The following is a 17,140-nucleotide window of genomic DNA, read 5'->3' as shown; positions in this document are numbered from 1 at the left end:
CAGTCTTCTCTCGGTCTCGATGTGGGTAGCGACTACCAGCGGTAGTGCGCGAAGGCCTTGTTGGACTCGGCCATCTTGTGCGTGTCCTCGCGCTTCTTCACAGCGGCACCGAGGCCGTTGCTGGCGTCGAGGAGCTCGTTGAGCAGACGCTCGGTCATGGTCTTCTCGCGACGGGCGCGGGAGTAACCGACCAGCCAGCGCAGCGCCAGGGTGTTGGCACGGCCGGGCTTGACCTCGACCGGGACCTGGTAGGTGGCGCCACCGACACGGCGGGACTTGACCTCGAGGGTCGGCTTGATGTTCTCGAGAGCGCGCTTCAGCGTGATGACCGGGTCGTTGCCGGTCTTCTCGCGCAGGCCCTCCATGGCGCCGTAGACGATGCGCTCGGCGGTGGAGCGCTTGCCGTTCAGCAGCACCTTGTTGATCAGGGAGGTCACCAGAGGGGAGCCGTAGACCGGGTCGATGATGACCGGACGCTTCGGGGCGGGGCCCTTACGAGGCATTCTTACTTCTCCTTCTTGGCGCCGTAACGGCTGCGGGCCTGCTTGCGGTTCTTGACACCCTGGGTGTCGAGCGAACCGCGGATGATCTTGTAGCGAACACCCGGCAGGTCCTTCACACGGCCGCCGCGCACGAGCACGATGGAGTGCTCCTGCAGGTTGTGTCCCTCACCCGGAATGTAGGCCGTGACCTCGATCCCGCTGGTCAGACGCACACGCGCGACCTTGCGGAGGGCCGAGTTCGGCTTCTTCGGGGTGGTCGTGAACACACGCGTGCAGACGCCGCGACGCTGAGGGGAACCCTCGAGTGCGGGCGTCTTGTTCTTCTCGACCTTGTCCTGCCGGCCCTTGCGGACCAGCTGCTGGATCGTAGGCACTACTTCTCCGGTTTCTGTGTGCCGATGGGTACAGCTAACCTGGAACGTCGCCGACCCACGCGGTCGGGTGTGTCGAATCCCGCGGACTCCTGCCGACTGACAGAAAGAGGCGCAGATTACGGTGGCCGTTCACAGCTCCCGATGCGGTCGAAGGCACGCAGGAGAGCCAAGGCACACCCCAGGCACAAGGTCTGAGCGTACCTACCGCATTCGCTGTGGTCAAAACAAATGGGAGCCGCCCGCAGCGCCTCGCGGGACATGTCAAGACCCCGGTCCGTAAGCGATCTTCAAATCGACGGCGCGTGTCCGCTTCGAACACATTTCTTCCGTGTGCTCCACGGCCGTCAGCCGACCGCGAGGGTCACGGCCGTCACCAGCACCATGACGAGTGCCCAGCCGGCCGTGGACAACCACCCGAGGACGAGCCCGGTCAGCGCGAGCCCGTCACCGCCCTCGCCCGAGCGACGGATCTCGGATCGCGCCATGTGTCCCAGCACGACCGCCGGGATCCCGGTGAGCCCGAAGGTCGGCACGCACAGCAGCCCGCACACGGCGGCACTGACGGCCTTCCCGTTCGTCCGCGGCCGCGCCACCGGGAAGAACGTGCCCGGCACGGCCGCCTGGACGGGCACGGGCCGCGGCACGGGCCCCTGCGGCAGATCGGCGACGAGCAGGGCCAGCTCCCCCACCGTACGGGCCGCGTACGCCCGCGCGACCCGCTTCTCGAACTCGCCGTGCTCCATGCGCCCCTCGGCATACCCGGCTCTGAGCACGTCCACGGCGCGCTCCCGGTCGGCGTGCGCGGCGAGCATCGACGGGGCGAGCTGACCGCCCCACGGCTGCGGAACGCCTCTCCCCTGCCCTTCCCAGGGCTGCCACGACGGATACGGCGACTGAGACACGGGCACCTCCCGGAAGACCGGAGTCCCTCCATCATGCGCCGGGCAGGGCTGTACGGCATCAGTGCCCGACCCCGAGACATCCCTGAAAGCCCCCGGAGGGGACGTCGCCGGACGGCCACGCGTCGCCACCGGAGGACCGAGCCGACCCGCCCGCCCCTCGCCCGCTCCTCGCCCGCCCCGTGCCCCGGGCTTCCGCGGGCTCAGGCATCCACGGACCCTGGCCGCCGAATGGCCGGATCCCGCTCTTCCGCACGGCCGCATCCGGTCCGTTCAGTAGCTTGATCCGTCGCTGCGACGATCGGGGGCTGAGCGTGACGAGGACGGCCGCGTACCCAGTGGACGACGGAGGCGACGGAGGCCTCGACGACCGCGTGCCCTTCCTGGCCCGGCTGGAGAGCGAGGACCGCACCGCCCTGCTCTCCCTCGGCCGCGAGCTTCGGTTCGCCCCGCGGATGATCCTGCTCCACCAGCGCGAGCCCTCCTCGCACGTCCTCTTCCTCGTCGAGGGCTGGACGAAGGTCACGGCCTCCGCGGCCAACGGCTACGAGGCGCTGCTCGCGCTGCGCGGCCCCGGCGACATCGTCGGCGAGTCGGCCGCGCTCACCGGGCGGCCCCGGTCGGCGACGGTCACCGCGCTGGAGCCGGTCCGGGCGGTCGCGCTGGAGCACGAGCGGTTCAAGGACTTCCTCAACCGCTCACCCACCGTCTCGTTCGCGCTGCTCGGCCTCACCTCGGACCGCACCCGGGCGGCCGACCGGCGGCGCCTCGAGTTCGCGTCGATGAACGTCCGGGAACGTCTCGCCGTCCTCCTGCTGGACCTCGCCCGCACCCATGGCCGGCGCACCCCCGACGGCATCGAGCTGTCCGTACCGCTGAGCAAGCAGGAGCTGGCGGGCTCGGTGGGCGCGTCCCGGGAGATGGTGCAGCGGCTGCTGAAGGAGCTGCGCGAGAAGGACGTCGTCGTCACCGGGCGGCGCACCATGCTCATCCTCCGCCCCGACGTCCTGCGCCGCATCGCGGCCACCGGCCGCCCTGTCCCGGGAATCCCCGCGCCTCCGGGACCGTACGAGGACTGACGGCGGGCCCGTACCAGGACTGACCGCGGCCCGGGCCGCCGGCCGCCCTCGGCTCTCCGGCCCCTTCTATGCACACGGTCACACTTCGAGTGAGTCATGCTCCCTCACCACGTCCGGCTCTTCGGCCCCACGCTGCTGGTCTGCACGTCCCCCACAGCGAGAGGCGACCATGACCGACCCCGTGAGCCGGACGATCCTGCTGCTGGACATCGAGAGGTTCAGCGACCGGGACGACGTCGAGCAGGCGTATCTGCGCCGGATGCTCTACGACATCACCGACCGCGCGCTGGAAGCCGCGGGCATCGACGGAACGCGGCGGCTGCGCGCCGACCGGGGCGACTCGGTGATGGAGCTGATCGACGCGGGCGCCCCGGTCACCGCCCTGCTGCGTGCCCTGCTGCGTGAGGTCCCCGCCCAGCTGCGCCAGGTCAACCGGATGTCCTCGCGCTCGGCCCAGATCCGGCTGCGCGGGGTGGTGGCCGCGGGTTATGTCGCCGTCGACGAGCACGACGGGTGGGTCGGCTCCGATCTCAACCAGGCCTGCCGCCTGCTAGACGCCGACGTGCTGCGCGCGGCGCTGCGCGAGCGCCGCGACGACTTCGCCCTGTGCGTGTCGGAGAGCGTGCACGCGGGCATCGTCCGGCACGACCACCCGGGCATTCCGGCCGACGACTTCCACGCCGTGACCGTGGACAGCAAGAACGGGCCCCTGCGCGCCTGGCTGCACGGGCCGCTGCCGGCGGGAGTGCGCGCTGCGGAGGAGGGCGGAACAGCGGCCCGTGAAGCCGGCGGTGCGACGGCCGGCAGGGCGGCCACGACCGCCGTACTCGAAGACCACAGTGATACGGGGGTGGGGAAAGCCCCGGTGCCGGGTGATCCGGGGGACGGCCCGGCACCGGGGCGGCCGGCCCCGCCCACCGCGCAGCCGTCCGGCGGCGTCGTCTTCAACTTCCTGGGCGGCTCCCCCTCGTTCGGCGGCAGCCTCGTCGCCGGTGACCAGCACGGCGTGTCCGGCGGCCAGGTCACCGGGGACGTCCACCTGGGCCGGTCGGGCGGTGAGCCCGCGTGACGGCGCCCGCGCAGGCGGCGCCCGCCCCCGACGACGTACCGCCGCGGATCGCGCAGCCGTCACCCGACGCGCTCGCCGAGATCCCGGAGACCGCCGAGGAGACGGAGGAGCGGACTCAGGAGGCCCGGGCCGCGCAGCGGGAGCTGTTCGCGCACACCCCCGGTTTCATCCTCCGCTCGGCGGCCTCCTTCGGCGGCAGCCTGGTCGGTGGCGCCCAGCACGGCGTGTCCGGCGGGCAGGTCGCCGGCGATGTGTTCATGGGCGGCAAGATGGAAATCCATCACCACGCGCCGACCGCCGCCACGCACGTCTCAGGGAAGATCCCGCAGGAGGAGCAGGACGCGCTGGCCGAGGTCTTCGCCGAGGGCCCCGCCTTCGCCGCCGCCCTCGCGCGGCTGCGCGAGGAACGCGTCCTCGTCCTGGCCGGCGCGCACGGCTGCGGACGCTACGCCGCCGCGCGGATGCTGCTGCACCGCCTGGGCGTGCCCGCGGTCCACGCGCTGTCGGACGAGACGACGCCGGGCACGCTGACCGCGCAGCTCACCCGGCCGGGCGGGCATGTGCTGCGGGACCTGCCGCTGACCCGTAACCGTCCGCTGCGCGACACCCATCTGTACGCCGCCGCCGACCAGTTGCGGAAAGCGGACGGCTACCTCGTCGTCACCGTCGAGAAATCGCCATTCCTCTCGGGGGTCACGCCGCTCGTCTGGGAGCCGCCGGACGCGGAGGACGTCGTACGGGCGCATCTGACGGCCGAACGCCCGGACGACACGGCGCGGCTGCTCTCCCTCGGGCCCGTGCGGGACTTCCTCGCCCGGGGCGGACACCGGCCCGCCGAGGCGGCCGAGTTCGCCGCGGTGCTCGCCCGGTACGACGGCAGCGCCGCGGCGGCCGCGCGGCTCGCGGACTTCGGGCAGGCCGCTGTGGAGAAGCAGTGCCGGGACCGGCTCGGCGACACCCGGACCGAGCTGCGGGACAAGGCCTTCCTGATCTCGCTCGCGGTGTTCGACCGGGCCCCGTACGTGCTGGCCGCCGAACTCGCCGACAAGCTCTTCGTCCACTTCCAGCGGCTTCAGCACCCCGAGCGGCCCCCGGAGATCCCCGTGTTCTCCTCCCTGGCCGCCGAGACCCGCCTGGAGCGCGCCGGAGCGGAGGGCGAGGTGCGCGGCGAGGACACCGAGTGGGGGCAGGTACCGCAGTTCACGGCCTATTTCCCGCGTGAGGACACCCCGCGGGCGCTGCTCGCGGAGGTGTGGACGGGCCATCCCTCCGCCCGGCCCGCGCTGGTCGCCTGGCTGAAGGAGCTGGCCCGGGACCGGCGGCCCGTGGTGCGCACCCGCGCCGCCGCGGCGGCGGCACTGCTCGCACGCGCCGACCTGCCCTCGGCGGTCGCGCTGATCATCGACGGCTGGGCCGTCTCCCGGGCCTTCGGGCCCCGGGTGACCGCCGCGAACGCCCTGGTGCTCGCCCAGCTCCTCGACGCGCCTGTGGTGCTGCGGCTGCTCACCCAGTGGTGCACGGACACCCACTGGGGCCGCCGCTGGACCGCGATCCGCGCCCTCGGCCTGCTCGCACCGCTGCGCCCGGAGCTGGCCGGCCCGGCGCTCGGCGCGCTCGCCGCCCGGGCCCGCGCGGACCACAGCAGCCCGGCCGAGAGCAACAACCTGATCGAGTCCACGGCGCTGCTGCTGTCGGTGGGCAGCCGCCGCGGGGAGATGCTCTCCGAGCTGGTCCGGCTGCTGCACGACGACGCCCCGCCGGTCCGCTCGCTCGCGCTGGCCGCGTTCGTCCGCGCCTGCGACAACCGCGAGGAGGGCGCGCTCGTCGAGTGGTACGCCGACACCGGCATGTACGAGCCGGACTCGGCCCGTGACCTCGCCAGCCTCTGGCGCACCGCGCTCGGCGACCGCGGCCACACCCGGCAGGCCCTGAAGGCCCTGCACACCTGGGTGTACACGGCCGAGCGCAGCGCCGCCACGGCGCAGGCCCTGGAACTGCTGCTGCCCGCTCTGGTCGTCACGGCCGCCGACCGGAACCGCCTCGACCACGAGCTGCGCACGCTGCGCGCGGAGGACGGCGGCCCCCGCCCGCCGATCGCCGACCGGCTGTTCGCCGTACTGCGCCCTTCCCCGAACCCCCAGCACCAGCCGAGGAGTTGACCCATGGCGGACTTCCTCCGTCAGCCGGAGTGGCAGCAAAACGCCGACCGGCACAGCACCCTGATCGACCCCGTGCTCACCGTGCGGCCGATCTCCCGGTTCGACTACGCCGCCCGGCGGCAGATCACCGCGATCGACCACGCACTGGTGTTCGCCACCGCGAGCGGCGCGTACGACGTCTACATCCCGCCGCACCGGCCCACCCGCGCACAGGCGGCCACGCGCCGCTACGCCTCGGTGTACGAGGTGGACATGGGCAGCCACCCGGTGCGGCTGGAGCTCGAGCTGCCCAGCGACGACGACGCGTTCTCCTTCGGCGCGACCGCCGACCTGACCTGGCGGGTCGCCGATCCGGAGGCGTATGTGCGCAGCGGTGAGCGGGACGTGCCCACCCGGCTCGCCCGGGAACTCCAGCAGTTCGCGCGGCCGGTCAGCCGGCGCTTCTCCATCGAGGACAGCCCGGCCGCCGAGTCCGCCGTACAGCGGGCCGTCGAGTCCGGCTCCTTCGCGGCGGGCATCGGGCTCGCCGTCACCTGCATGGTGCGGCTGCGCCTGGACGACGAGGCGATCGAGCACCGGCGCCGGCGGCGGGAACTGCGCTACAGCACCGAACTGCTCGACCCCGAGCACGAGTACCGGATGCGGCAGGCGCAGCAGCAGTACGAACTGGAGATGCTGCGCCAGCGGCAGCACCAGCAGCTGGTCGCCGAGAAGATCGACTTCTACCGGTACCACCTCCAGCACGGCGGCGTCGGCGCGTGGGCGCTGCACCTTGCCGCGCACCCCGAGGACACCCGGCTGGTGATCGAGAACATCCATCAGGACCAGCTGACCTTCATCAAGGACCAGCTCGAACTGATCAGCGGCGACGAGCTGGAGGACTACGAGAAGGCCGCCTCGCTGAAGCAGATCCGCGAAGAGGTCGACGACCTGATCCAGCGCCGGTCGGCCGCCGCCGGGGCGCAGGGTGAACTGCCGGCGGGCCCGCCGTCGCCGCCCGCCCCGGACGCCGCGCCGACGCCGGGCGGGCCTGCCGCACCGGGCCAGTGGTCCGCGCCCGTCCCGCCGCCCCCGCCGGGGCCGTACGGCGCGGACGGTACGGCACCGGCGACGCCGCCGGGCACGCCCTACGGCGCGGGCGCCCCTCACGCCCCGGGCACGCCCCATGTTCCGGGCGCCCCCCACGCCCCGGGCGCCCCCTACCCCGCGGGCGCTCCCTACGCCGCGGGCGCTCCCTACGCCCCGGGCACGCCCTACGGCGCGGGCACGCCCCATGTTCCGGGCACCCACCAAGCCCCGGGCGCCCCCTACGCCACGGGAGGCCCCGCGCCCGTCACTCCGCCGCCGCCCCCGGCGTACGCCCCCGCCCCGCCCGTCGCCCCCGCCGCACCCGACGTCCCGGCGCCGCCGCGGCCGAGGGACGGCGAGACCGCGGAGCCGGGCCCGGGGGCCGCGTGACCGCCGGGGACGATGCCCCGGCCGCCCGCCACCAGGTCGCCGAGCGCCTGCTCACCGAGATGCGCGCGGAGATAGCGCGGGCCGACAGCAAGGCGGCGGTGCTGGTGGCGGCGCTCGGCATCACCGCCGGGGTGTGCAGCGGCCTGATGGCCGGGCGGAAGTGGAGCCCGCAGGACCTCTCGGCGGCGGGCGGGGTCCTGTGGTGGGCCGGGATCCTGGCGTTCGCCCTGTCCCTGCTCGCGCTGCTGCTGGCCGTCCTGCCCCGCTACGGCAGCGACGGCTGGGCCCCCGGCCGTCCCCTCTGCTACTTCGGCGACGTCCAGCGCGCCGTACGCGACGGACTGCTCGCCGACGCGCTCGCCGACACCGCCCGCGACCCCGCCGCCGGGCACCTGGTCGCCCTGACCGAGACCAGCCGTATCGCCGCCCGCAAGCACCAGTGGATCCGCACCGGCCTGATCGCGTTCTGCGCCGGGACGGTCCTGCTGCCCACCGGGCTGCTGGCCGGCTGACCTCCCCACCGCTCGCGCGGACCTCGCGAGACCCCGCACGCAGGAAGGAGTCCCCATGACCCAGCCACCGGACCCGGCCACCGCACCGGAACCCCCGTACCCGACCGCCCCGCCTCCACCGCAGTATCCGACGACCACACCGCCGCCCCCGTACGCGACGGCCACACCGCCGCCCCAGTACCCGACGGCCGCCCCTCCCAACTACCCGACAGTCCCACCCCCGACCTACCCGACCGGCCCCACGCCGCCGACGTACCCCGCCGGTCTCACACCGCCCGCGTACACGGCCGCCACCCCGCCCCCCACGTACCCGACGGCCGCCGCTCCCGCGTACCCGACCGGCCCCGGCACTCCGCCCCCCGCCGCCCCTCCCGTCGGCATCACCGCCCCCGCACCCGCGCACCCCGGCCCGCCCGCGCCACCACCGGCGCCCCCGGCCACCGCCACGGTCCCGTACCCCGCCGTCCCCGTCCTCCCACAGCCCACCAGAGCCCCAGACGACCTCGACTACCGTCACGCCGGCTCCCGCGTCCACGTGGCCGAGCACCAGCGCGGTGCGGACGCCACCGCGATCGGACGGCTGCTGATCCACGTACCGGGCCTGGTGGTGAGCCTCGCCGTGGTGGCCACCGTCGCCACCGCCACCCTCGGCCCGGTCGGCGCCTGGCTGGTCGTCCTGCTGTGGCTGGCCTCCGGCGCGTTCGTCTTCCACCGGCCCACCGAGCTGGCCTTCGCCCGCCGCGTCCTGAAGCTGCGCACTCCGCTGGCCGACGAGCGGGCCCGGCTGGAGCCGGTCTGGCGCGAGGTCACCGCCCGCGCGGGCATCGAGGCCGATTCCTACGAGCTGATGGTGGAGAACAGCACCGAGCTGAACGCGTCGGCCGTCGCCGGCCACGTCGTCAGCGTCACCACCTACGCCCTCAACGAGATCCCGAGCAGCAACCTCGCCGCCGTACTCGCCCACGAACTCGGCCACCACACCGGCGGCCACGCCTGGGCGGGACTGCTCGGCTACTGGTACTCCCTGCCGGGCCGCGTCGCCTGGGCGCTGACCAAGGGCCTCGCCCGGATCGCGCTCGCCGTCGCCAGCGTCTTCTCGATGGCGGCGACCGGCTTCCTGATGCTGTTCATGGGGATCTTCCTGGTGGCGGGCCTGCTGGTGATCCCGTACATCACGATCCCACTGGTCCTCGCCCCGTACCTGCTCGCCCACATGGGCCGCAAGGGCGAGCTGCGCGCCGACCAGCAGGCCGCCGTCCTCGGCTTCGCCGGTCAGATGACGCAGGTCCTGTACCAGTTGCAGGCCCAGGAGGACGCGCTGAAGTCGCACGCCCGGGCGACCGGACAGCGGCTGAAGGAGCCCGGGAAACTGGAGCGCCTGCTGTCCACGCACCCCGACAACTACACGCGGATCCGGGCCCTGGAGCCGTATCTGCGCACCGGCCTCTGAGTCCGGACACGCCGAAGGGCGGCCACCCCACCGGGTGGCCGCCCTTGGCGTTCAAGCGACTCGCTTACTGGTTGTACGGACCGTAGTCGTAGTCCTCCAGCGGAACGGCCTGGCCGGAGCCCGTGCCGAACGGCGAGTAGTCGATGTCGTCGTAGCCGACGGCCGAGTACATCGCGGCCTTGGCCTCCTCGGTCGGCTCGACCCGGATGTTGCGGTAGCGGGACAGACCCGTACCGGCCGGGATGAGCTTACCGATGATGACGTTCTCCTTGAGGCCGATGAGGCTGTCGGACTTGGCGTTGATCGCCGCGTCCGTCAGGACTCGGGTCGTCTCCTGGAAGGAGGCGGCCGACAGCCAGGATTCCGTCGCCAGCGAGGCCTTGGTGATACCCATCAGCTGCGGACGACCCGAGGCCGGGTGACCGCCCTCCTGGACCACACGACGGTTCTCCTGCTCGAAGCGGGAGCGCTCGACCAGCTCGCCGGGCAGCAGCTCGGCGTCGCCGGACTCGATGATCGTCACGCGGCGCAGCATCTGCCGGATGATGATCTCGATGTGCTTGTCGTGGATCGACACACCCTGCGAGTTGTACACCTTCTGGACCTCGCCGACCAGGTGGACCTGGACGGCACGCTGGCCCAGGATGCGCAGCACGTCGTGCGGGTTGGTGGCACCCACGGTGAGCTTCTGGCCCACCTCGACGTGCTCGCCCTCGCTGACCATCAGACGGGCGCGCTTGGAGATGGGGTAGGCCATCTCGTCGCTGCCGTCGTCCGGCGTGATGACGATCTTCTTGGTCTTCTCGGTCTCCTCGATCCGGACGCGGCCGGCGGCCTCGGAGATCGGGGCGACACCCTTCGGGGTACGGGCCTCGAAGAGCTCGACGACACGCGGCAGACCCTGGGTGATGTCGTCACCGGCCACACCACCGGTGTGGAAGGTACGCATCGTCAGCTGGGTACCGGGCTCACCGATGGACTGGGCGGCGATGATGCCGACCGCCTCACCGATGTCGACCAGCTTGCCGGTGGCCAGCGAGCGGCCGTAGCACATCGCGCAGGTGCCGACGGCGGACTCACAGGTCAGGACCGAGCGGGTCTTCACCTCGGACACGCCGTTGCGGATCAGCTCGTCGATGAGCACGTCACCCAGGTCGGTACCGGCCGGGGCCAGCACCTTGCCGTCCACGACGATGTCCTCGGCGAGGCAGCGCGCGTACACGGACGTCTCGACGTTCTCCTCCTTGACGAGCACGCCGTCCTCGCCACGCGTGGCGATGAGCAGGCGCAGACCGCGGTCGGTGCCGCAGTCCTCCTCGCGGATGATGACGTCCTGGGAGACGTCGACCAGACGACGGGTGAGGTAACCCGAGTCGGCGGTACGCAGAGCGGTGTCGGCGAGACCCTTACGGGCACCGTGGGTGGAGATGAAGTACTCCAGCACGGACAGACCCTCACGGAACGACGCCTTGATGGGCCGCGGGATGGTCTCGTTCTTCGCGTTCGACACCAGACCACGCATACCGGCGATCTGACGCATCTGCATCATGTTTCCTCGGGCACCCGAGTTGACCATCATGAAGATCGGGTTGGTCTTCGGGAAGTTGCCCGTCATGGCCTCGGCCACGTCGTTGGTGGCCTTGGTCCAGATCGCGATGAGCTCCTGGGTCCGCTCGTCCTTCGTGATCAGACCGCGCTCGTACTGCTTCTGGACCTTCTCGTCCTGCGCCTCGTAGCCGCGGACGATCTCCTTCTTCGCCTCGGGGACGACGACGTCGGAGATGGCCACGGTGACACCGGAACGGGTCGCCCAGTAGAAGCCGGCCGCCTTCAGGTTGTCGAGCGTCGCCGCCACGATGACCTTCGGGTAGCGCTCCGCCAGGTCGTTGACGATCTGGGAGAGCTGCTTCTTGCCGACCTCGTAGTCGACGAACGGGTAGTCCTCGGGCAGCAGCTCGTTGAAGAGCGCGCGGCCCAGCGTGGTCTTCAGGGTGAAGCTGTCACCCTGCTGCCACTCCGGCTCGCCCTCCTCGCGGACCGGCGGCTCCCAGCCACGCGGCGGGATGGTGCCCACCGGGAAGCGGATGTCGACCGGCGCCTGGAGCGACAGCTCGCCGGCGTCGAAGGCCATGATCGCCTCGGCGACGGACGCGAACGCGCGGCCCTCGCCCTTGATCTCGCGGCCCTCGGCGTCGGTGGTGAGGAAGTACAGACCGAGGACCATGTCCTGGGTCGGCATCGTCACCGGACGGCCGTCGGCGGGCTTGAGGATGTTGTTCGAGGACAGCATCAGGATGCGGGCCTCGGCCTGCGCCTCCGCGGAGAGCGGCAGGTGGACGGCCATCTGGTCACCGTCGAAGTCCGCGTTGAACGCGGTGCAGACGAGCGGGTGGATCTGGATGGCCTTGCCCTCGACCAGCTGCGGCTCGAAGGCCTGGATGCCGAGGCGGTGCAGCGTGGGCGCACGGTTCAGCAGAACCGGGTGCTCCGCGATGACCTCTTCCAGCACGTCGTACACGACCGTGCGGCCGCGCTCGACCATGCGCTTGGCGCTCTTGATGTTCTGCGCGTGGTTCAGGTCGACCAGGCGCTTCATCACGAACGGCTTGAACAGCTCCAGCGCCATCGCCTTCGGCAGACCGCACTGGTGCAGCTTCAGCTGCGGACCGACGACGATCACGGAACGCGCCGAGTAGTCGACACGCTTGCCGAGCAGGTTCTGACGGAAGCGGCCCTGCTTGCCCTTCAGCATGTCGCTGAGGGACTTCAGCGGACGGTTGCCCGGGCCGGTGACCGGACGGCCGCGGCGGCCGTTGTCGAACAGCGCGTCGACGGCCTCCTGGAGCATGCGCTTCTCGTTGTTCACGATGATCTCGGGCGCACCGAGGTCGAGAAGGCGCTTCAGACGGTTGTTCCGGTTGATGACACGGCGGTACAGGTCGTTCAGGTCGGAGGTCGCGAAGCGGCCACCGTCCAGCTGCACCATCGGACGCAGGTCCGGCGGGATGACCGGCACGCAGTCCAGCACCATGCCCTTGGGGCTGTTGGAGGTCTGCAGGAACGCGGAGACGACCTTCAGGCGCTTGAGCGCGCGGGTCTTCTTCTGGCCCTTGCCGGTGCGGATGATCTCGCGGAGCTTCTCGGCCTCCTCCTCGAGGTCGAAGGACTCCAGGCGCTTCTGCAGCGCCGCGGCACCCATCGAACCGTCGAAGTACGTGCCGAAGCGGTCCCGCAGCTCGCGGTAGAGCAGCTCGTCGCCCTCGAGGTCCTGGACCTTGAGGTTCTTGAACCGGTTCCACACCTCGTCGAGGCGGTCGATCTCGCGCTGCGCGCGGTCACGCAGCTGCTTCATCTCGCGCTCGGCACCCTCGCGCACCTTGCGGCGCACGTCGGCCTTGGCACCCTCGGCCTCCAGCTCGGCCAGGTCGGCCTCGAGCTTCTTGGCGCGGGCCTCCAGGTCGGCGTCGCGGCGCTGCTCGATCTGCTGGCGCTCGACGGAGACGTGGGCCTCCAGCGAGGGCAGGTCGCGCTGACGGCGCTCCTCGTCGACGTACGTGATCATGTACGCCGCGAAGTAGATGACCTTCTCCAGGTCCTTCGGGGCGAGGTCGAGCAGGTAGCCGAGGCGCGACGGAACGCCCTTGAAGTACCAGATGTGCGTGACGGGGGCGGCGAGCTCGATGTGGCCCATCCGCTCACGGCGCACCTTGGCGCGGGTGACCTCAACGCCACAGCGCTCGCAGATGATGCCCTTGAAGCGGACACGCTTGTACTTGCCGCAGTAGCACTCCCAGTCCCGGGTCGGACCGAAGATCTTCTCGCAGAAGAGTCCGTCCTTTTCCGGCTTGAGGGTGCGGTAGTTGATGGTCTCGGGCTTCTTGACCTCGCCGTGGCTCCACTGACGGATGTCGTCGGCGGTGGCCAGGCCGATCCGGAGCTCATCGAAGAAGTTGACGTCGAGCACTATGCGTCAATCCCTCTCAGGGTTGTAAGTCTTTGGGTCTGAAACGGGGGTCCTGGGGCCGGCGGCCTCCTCGTGGGAGGCCGCCGGACTCCCGTCAGACCTCTTCGACGCTGCTCGGCTCGCGCCGGGACAGGTCGATACCGAGCTCCTCCGCAGCGCGGAAGACGTCCTCGTCGGTGTCGCGCATCTCGATGGACATGCCGTCCGAGGACAGCACCTCCACGTTGAGGCACAGGGACTGCATCTCCTTGATGAGCACCTTGAAGGACTCGGGGATGCCGGGCTCAGGGATGTTCTCGCCCTTGACGATGGCCTCGTAGACCTTCACGCGGCCGGTGACGTCGTCGGACTTGATGGTCAGCAGCTCCTGGAGGGCGTAAGCGGCGCCGTACGCCTCCAGCGCCCACACCTCCATCTCACCGAAGCGCTGGCCACCGAACTGGGCCTTACCACCCAGCGGCTGCTGGGTGATCATCGAGTACGGACCGGTCGAGCGGGCGTGCAGCTTGTCGTCGACCAGGTGGTGCAGCTTGAGGATGTACATGTAGCCGACCGAGATCGGGTCCGGGAACGGCTCACCGCTACGGCCGTCGAACAGCCGCGCCTTGCCGGACGGGAGCACCATGCGCTCGCCGTCGCGGTTCGGGATGGTGTGCTGCAGCAGACCCGCGAGCTCGTCCTCACGCGCACCGTCGAAGACCGGGGTGGCCACGTTGGTGCCGGGCTCGACCTTGTCGGCGCCGATCGCCTGGAGGCGCTGCGCCCACTCGTCGGCCAGGCCGGAGACGTCCCAGCCGCGGCTGGCGAGCCAGCCGAGGTGGATCTCCAGCACCTGTCCCGGGTTCATTCGGGACGGCACACCCAGCGGGTTGAGGATGATGTCGACCGGGGTGCCGTCCTCCAGGAACGGCATGTCCTCGATCGGCAGGATCTTGGAGATGACACCCTTGTTGCCGTGACGGCCGGCGAGCTTGTCACCGTCGGTGATCTTGCGCTTCTGCGCGACGTAGACGCGGACCAGCTGGTTCACGCCCGGCGGCAGCTCGTCGCCCTCCTCGCGGTCGAAGACGCGCACGCCGATGACCTTGCCGGTCTCACCGTGCGGCACCTTCAGCGAGGTGTCACGGACCTCACGGGCCTTCTCGCCGAAGATCGCGCGCAGCAGGCGCTCCTCCGGCGTCAGCTCGGTCTCACCCTTCGGGGTGACCTTGCCGACGAGGATGTCGCCGGCGATGACCTCGGCGCCGATGCGGATGATGCCGCGCTCGTCGAGGTCGGCGAGGACCTCCTCGGAGACGTTCGGGATGTCCCGGGTGATCTCCTCGGGGCCGAGCTTGGTGTCACGGGCGTCGACCTCGTGCTCCTCGATGTGGATCGAGGAGAGGACGTCGTCCTGCACGAGGCGCTGCGACAGGATGATCGCGTCCTCGTAGTTGTGACCCTCCCACGGCATGAACGCCACGAGCAGGTTCTTGCCGAGGGCCATCTCGCCGTTCTGGGTGGCCGGGCCGTCGGCGAGGACCTGGCCCTCGACGACGCGGTCGCCCTCGTTGACGATGACCTTCTGGTTGACCGAGGTGCCCTGGTTGGAGCGGGCGAACTTGGCCAGGCGGTACGTGATGTACGTGCCGTCGTCGTTGGCGGTGGTGATGTAGTCCGCGGAGACCTCCTGGACCACACCGGCCTTCTCGGCCTTGACGACGTCGCCGGCGTCGACGGCGGAGCGGTACTCCATGCCGGTGCCGACGAGCGGGGCCTCCGCCTGGATGAGCGGAACGGCCTGGCGCATCATGTTCGCGCCCATGAGGGCACGGTTGGCGTCGTCGTGCTCGAGGAAGGGGATCATGGCGGTCGCGACCGACACCATCTGGCGCGGCGAGACGTCCATGTAGTCCACGTCCTCGGGCGCGACGTAGTCGACCTCGCCGCCACGGCGGCGGACCAGGACGCGGGCCTCGGCGAACCGCATGTCGTCGGTGAGCGGCGCGTTGGCCTGCGCGATGACGAAGCGGTCTTCCTCGTCGGCGGTGAGGTAGTTGACCTCGTCCGTGACCTGGCCGTCGATCACCTTGCGGTACGGCGTCTCGACGAAACCGAAGGCGTTGACGCGACCGTAGGTGGCGAGCGAGCCGATCAGACCGATGTTCGGGCCTTCGGGGGTCTCGATCGGGCACATACGGCCGTAGTGCGACGGGTGCACGTCACGGACCTCGAAGCCGGCCCGCTCACGGGACAGACCACCCGGGCCGAGCGCGGACAGACGACGCTTGTGCGTCAGCCCGGACAGCGGGTTGTTCTGGTCCATGAACTGGGACAGCTGGCTGGTGCCGAAGAACTCCTTGATGGAGGCGACGACCGGCCGGATGTTGATCAGGGTCTGCGGCGTGATCGCCTCGACGTCCTGGGTCGTCATCCGCTCGCGGACGACGCGCTCCATACGGGCCAGACCCGTGCGGACCTGGTTCTGGATGAGCTCGCCGACGCTGCGCAGACGGCGGTTGCCGAAGTGGTCGATGTCGTCGGTCTCGACGACGACCGTGTCGCCGTTGTCACCGACCGTCTCGGTCTCGCCGGCGTGCAGCTTCACCAGGTACTTGATCGTCGCGATGATGTCCTCGACGGTCAGGATGCCCGCGTCCAGCGGGGTGTCCGTACCCAGCTTCTTGTTGACCTTGTAGCGGCCGACCTTGGCGAGGTCGTAGCGCTTGGGGTTGAAGTAGAGGTTCTCGAGCAGCGTCTGCGCGGCCTCACGCGTGGGGGGCTCGCCCGGACGCAGCTTGCGGTAGATGTCGAGCAGCGCGTCGTCCTGGCCCTGGGTGTGGTCCTTCTCCAGGGTGGCGCGCATGGACTCGTACTCGCCGAACTCCTCGAGGATCTGCTCGGTCGTCCAGCCGAGCGCCTTCAGGAGGACGGTCACGGACTGCTTGCGCTTGCGGTCGATGCGGACACCGACCATGTCGCGCTTGTCGATCTCCATCTCCAGCCAGGCACCCCGGGACGGGATGATCTTGGCGGAGAAGATGTCCTTGTCGGACGTCTTGTCGATGCTGGAGTCGAAGTAGACACCCGGCGAACGGACCAGCTGCGACACCACGACACGCTCGGTGCCGTTGATGACGAAGGTGCCCTTGTTGGTCATGAGCGGGAAGTCGCCCATGAAGACCGTCTGGGACTTGATCTCGCCGGTCTCGTTGTTGGTGAACTCGGCCGTGACGAAGAGCGGGGCGGCGTACGTGAAGTCGCGCTCCTTGCACTCGTCGATCGAGTTCTTCGGCGGCTCGAAGCGGTGGTCGCGGAAGGTCAGCGACATCGACCCGCTGAAGTCCTCGATCGGGGAGATCTCCTCGAAGATCTCCTCCAGACCGGACTTGGTGGGGACGTCCTGACCGTTCTCGAGGGCCTCCTCGACGCGAGCCTTCCACGCGTCGTTGCCGAGCAGCCAGTCGAAGCTCTCGGTCTGGAGCGCGAGAAGGTTCGGAACCTCGAGGGGCTCCTTGATCTTTGCAAAAGAGATGCGCAGCGGGGCGGTGCTGGCAGCGTTGTTCGTATTCGCGGTCGAGGCGTTGCGCGAGGCGGCCAAGAGGGGGTCCTTCCGAGGGCTCGGACTCACTACGCGCGTACCGGCCCCTCCCCCAGGCGCAGAGACACTTTCCCCAGGTCAGAGGGGATGTGG

Annotated in this window: 11 protein-coding genes; 6 read left to right on the top strand and 5 right to left on the bottom strand. The window is 70.5% G+C overall.

The window, feature by feature from the left end; genetic code table 11:
* Nucleotides 1-32: 32 nt before the first annotated feature.
* The 3 genes from rpsG to ACIG0D_RS15965 all read right to left on the bottom strand — a co-directional run bounded on the left by rpsG (nt 33) and on the right by ACIG0D_RS15965 (nt 1,779).
* Entirely contained in the window at nt 33-503 is a 471-nt protein-coding gene (gene rpsG / locus ACIG0D_RS15975) for a 30S ribosomal protein S7 (RefSeq protein WP_003998848.1), read from the bottom strand.
* A 2-nt stretch (nt 504-505) separates the two neighbouring features.
* The gene (gene rpsL, locus ACIG0D_RS15970; protein ID WP_003948652.1) at nt 506-877 is read right to left on the bottom strand and encodes a 30S ribosomal protein S12; all 372 of its coding nucleotides are present in this window, start codon (nt 875-877) and stop codon (nt 506-508) included.
* Between the two features lie 344 nt (nt 878-1,221).
* Nucleotides 1,222-1,779, bottom strand: coding sequence for a DUF1707 and DUF4190 domain-containing protein (locus tag ACIG0D_RS15965; RefSeq protein WP_399800695.1), 558 nt, complete (start codon nt 1,777-1,779; stop codon nt 1,222-1,224).
* A 335-nt stretch (nt 1,780-2,114) separates the two neighbouring features.
* On the opposite strand from ACIG0D_RS15965, the gene ACIG0D_RS15960 reads away from it, so the two are divergent.
* From ACIG0D_RS15960 to ACIG0D_RS15935, 6 genes are all read left to right on the top strand, one after another.
* Nucleotides 2,115-2,855 carry a Crp/Fnr family transcriptional regulator gene (locus tag ACIG0D_RS15960; protein ID WP_399800693.1) on the top strand — a complete coding sequence of 247 codons (741 nt, stop codon included), beginning with the start codon at nt 2,115-2,117 and terminating at the stop codon, nt 2,853-2,855.
* A gap of 169 nt (nt 2,856-3,024) precedes the next feature.
* Nucleotides 3,025-3,924, top strand: a complete 900-nt coding sequence (locus tag ACIG0D_RS15955; RefSeq protein WP_399800690.1) for a hypothetical protein — start codon at nt 3,025-3,027, stop codon at nt 3,922-3,924.
* Nucleotides 3,921-6,083: a hypothetical protein gene (locus ACIG0D_RS15950; RefSeq protein WP_399800687.1), complete on the top strand. Its 2,163-nt coding sequence runs from the start codon at nt 3,921-3,923 to the stop codon at nt 6,081-6,083. The genes ACIG0D_RS15955 and ACIG0D_RS15950 overlap by 4 nt, the downstream gene beginning before the upstream one ends.
* A gap of 3 nt (nt 6,084-6,086) precedes the next feature.
* A complete protein-coding gene (locus ACIG0D_RS15945) occupies nt 6,087-7,541 on the top strand; it encodes a PE-PGRS family protein (protein WP_399800685.1) in 1,455 nt (484 codons plus the stop codon).
* A complete protein-coding gene (locus tag ACIG0D_RS15940) occupies nt 7,538-8,053 on the top strand; it encodes a Pycsar system effector family protein (protein ID WP_399800682.1) in 516 nt (171 codons plus the stop codon). The genes ACIG0D_RS15945 and ACIG0D_RS15940 overlap by 4 nt, the downstream gene beginning before the upstream one ends.
* A 55-nt stretch (nt 8,054-8,108) precedes the next feature.
* Complete coding sequence (locus ACIG0D_RS15935; protein WP_399800679.1) at nt 8,109-9,503, top strand: M48 family metalloprotease; 1,395 nt, start codon at nt 8,109-8,111, stop codon at nt 9,501-9,503.
* Nucleotides 9,504-9,567: 64 nt separating this feature from the next.
* On the opposite strand, the gene ACIG0D_RS15930 is transcribed toward ACIG0D_RS15935, so the two are convergent.
* Nucleotides 9,568-13,467, bottom strand: a complete 3,900-nt coding sequence (locus ACIG0D_RS15930; protein ID WP_399800676.1) for a DNA-directed RNA polymerase subunit beta' — start codon at nt 13,465-13,467, stop codon at nt 9,568-9,570.
* A gap of 94 nt (nt 13,468-13,561) precedes the next feature.
* Nucleotides 13,562-17,047 carry a DNA-directed RNA polymerase subunit beta gene (gene rpoB / locus ACIG0D_RS15925; RefSeq protein ID WP_399800673.1) on the bottom strand — a complete coding sequence of 1,162 codons (3,486 nt, stop codon included), beginning with the start codon at nt 17,045-17,047 and terminating at the stop codon, nt 13,562-13,564.
* Nucleotides 17,048-17,140 lie beyond the last annotated feature (93 nt).

Source organism: Streptomyces sp. NPDC052773, from assembly GCF_044547145.1.
GTDB lineage: Bacteria > Actinomycetota > Actinomycetes > Streptomycetales > Streptomycetaceae > Streptomyces.
Note: the sequence above shows the minus strand (reverse complement) of the source record. Positions and strands in the feature narration are given on the sequence as shown.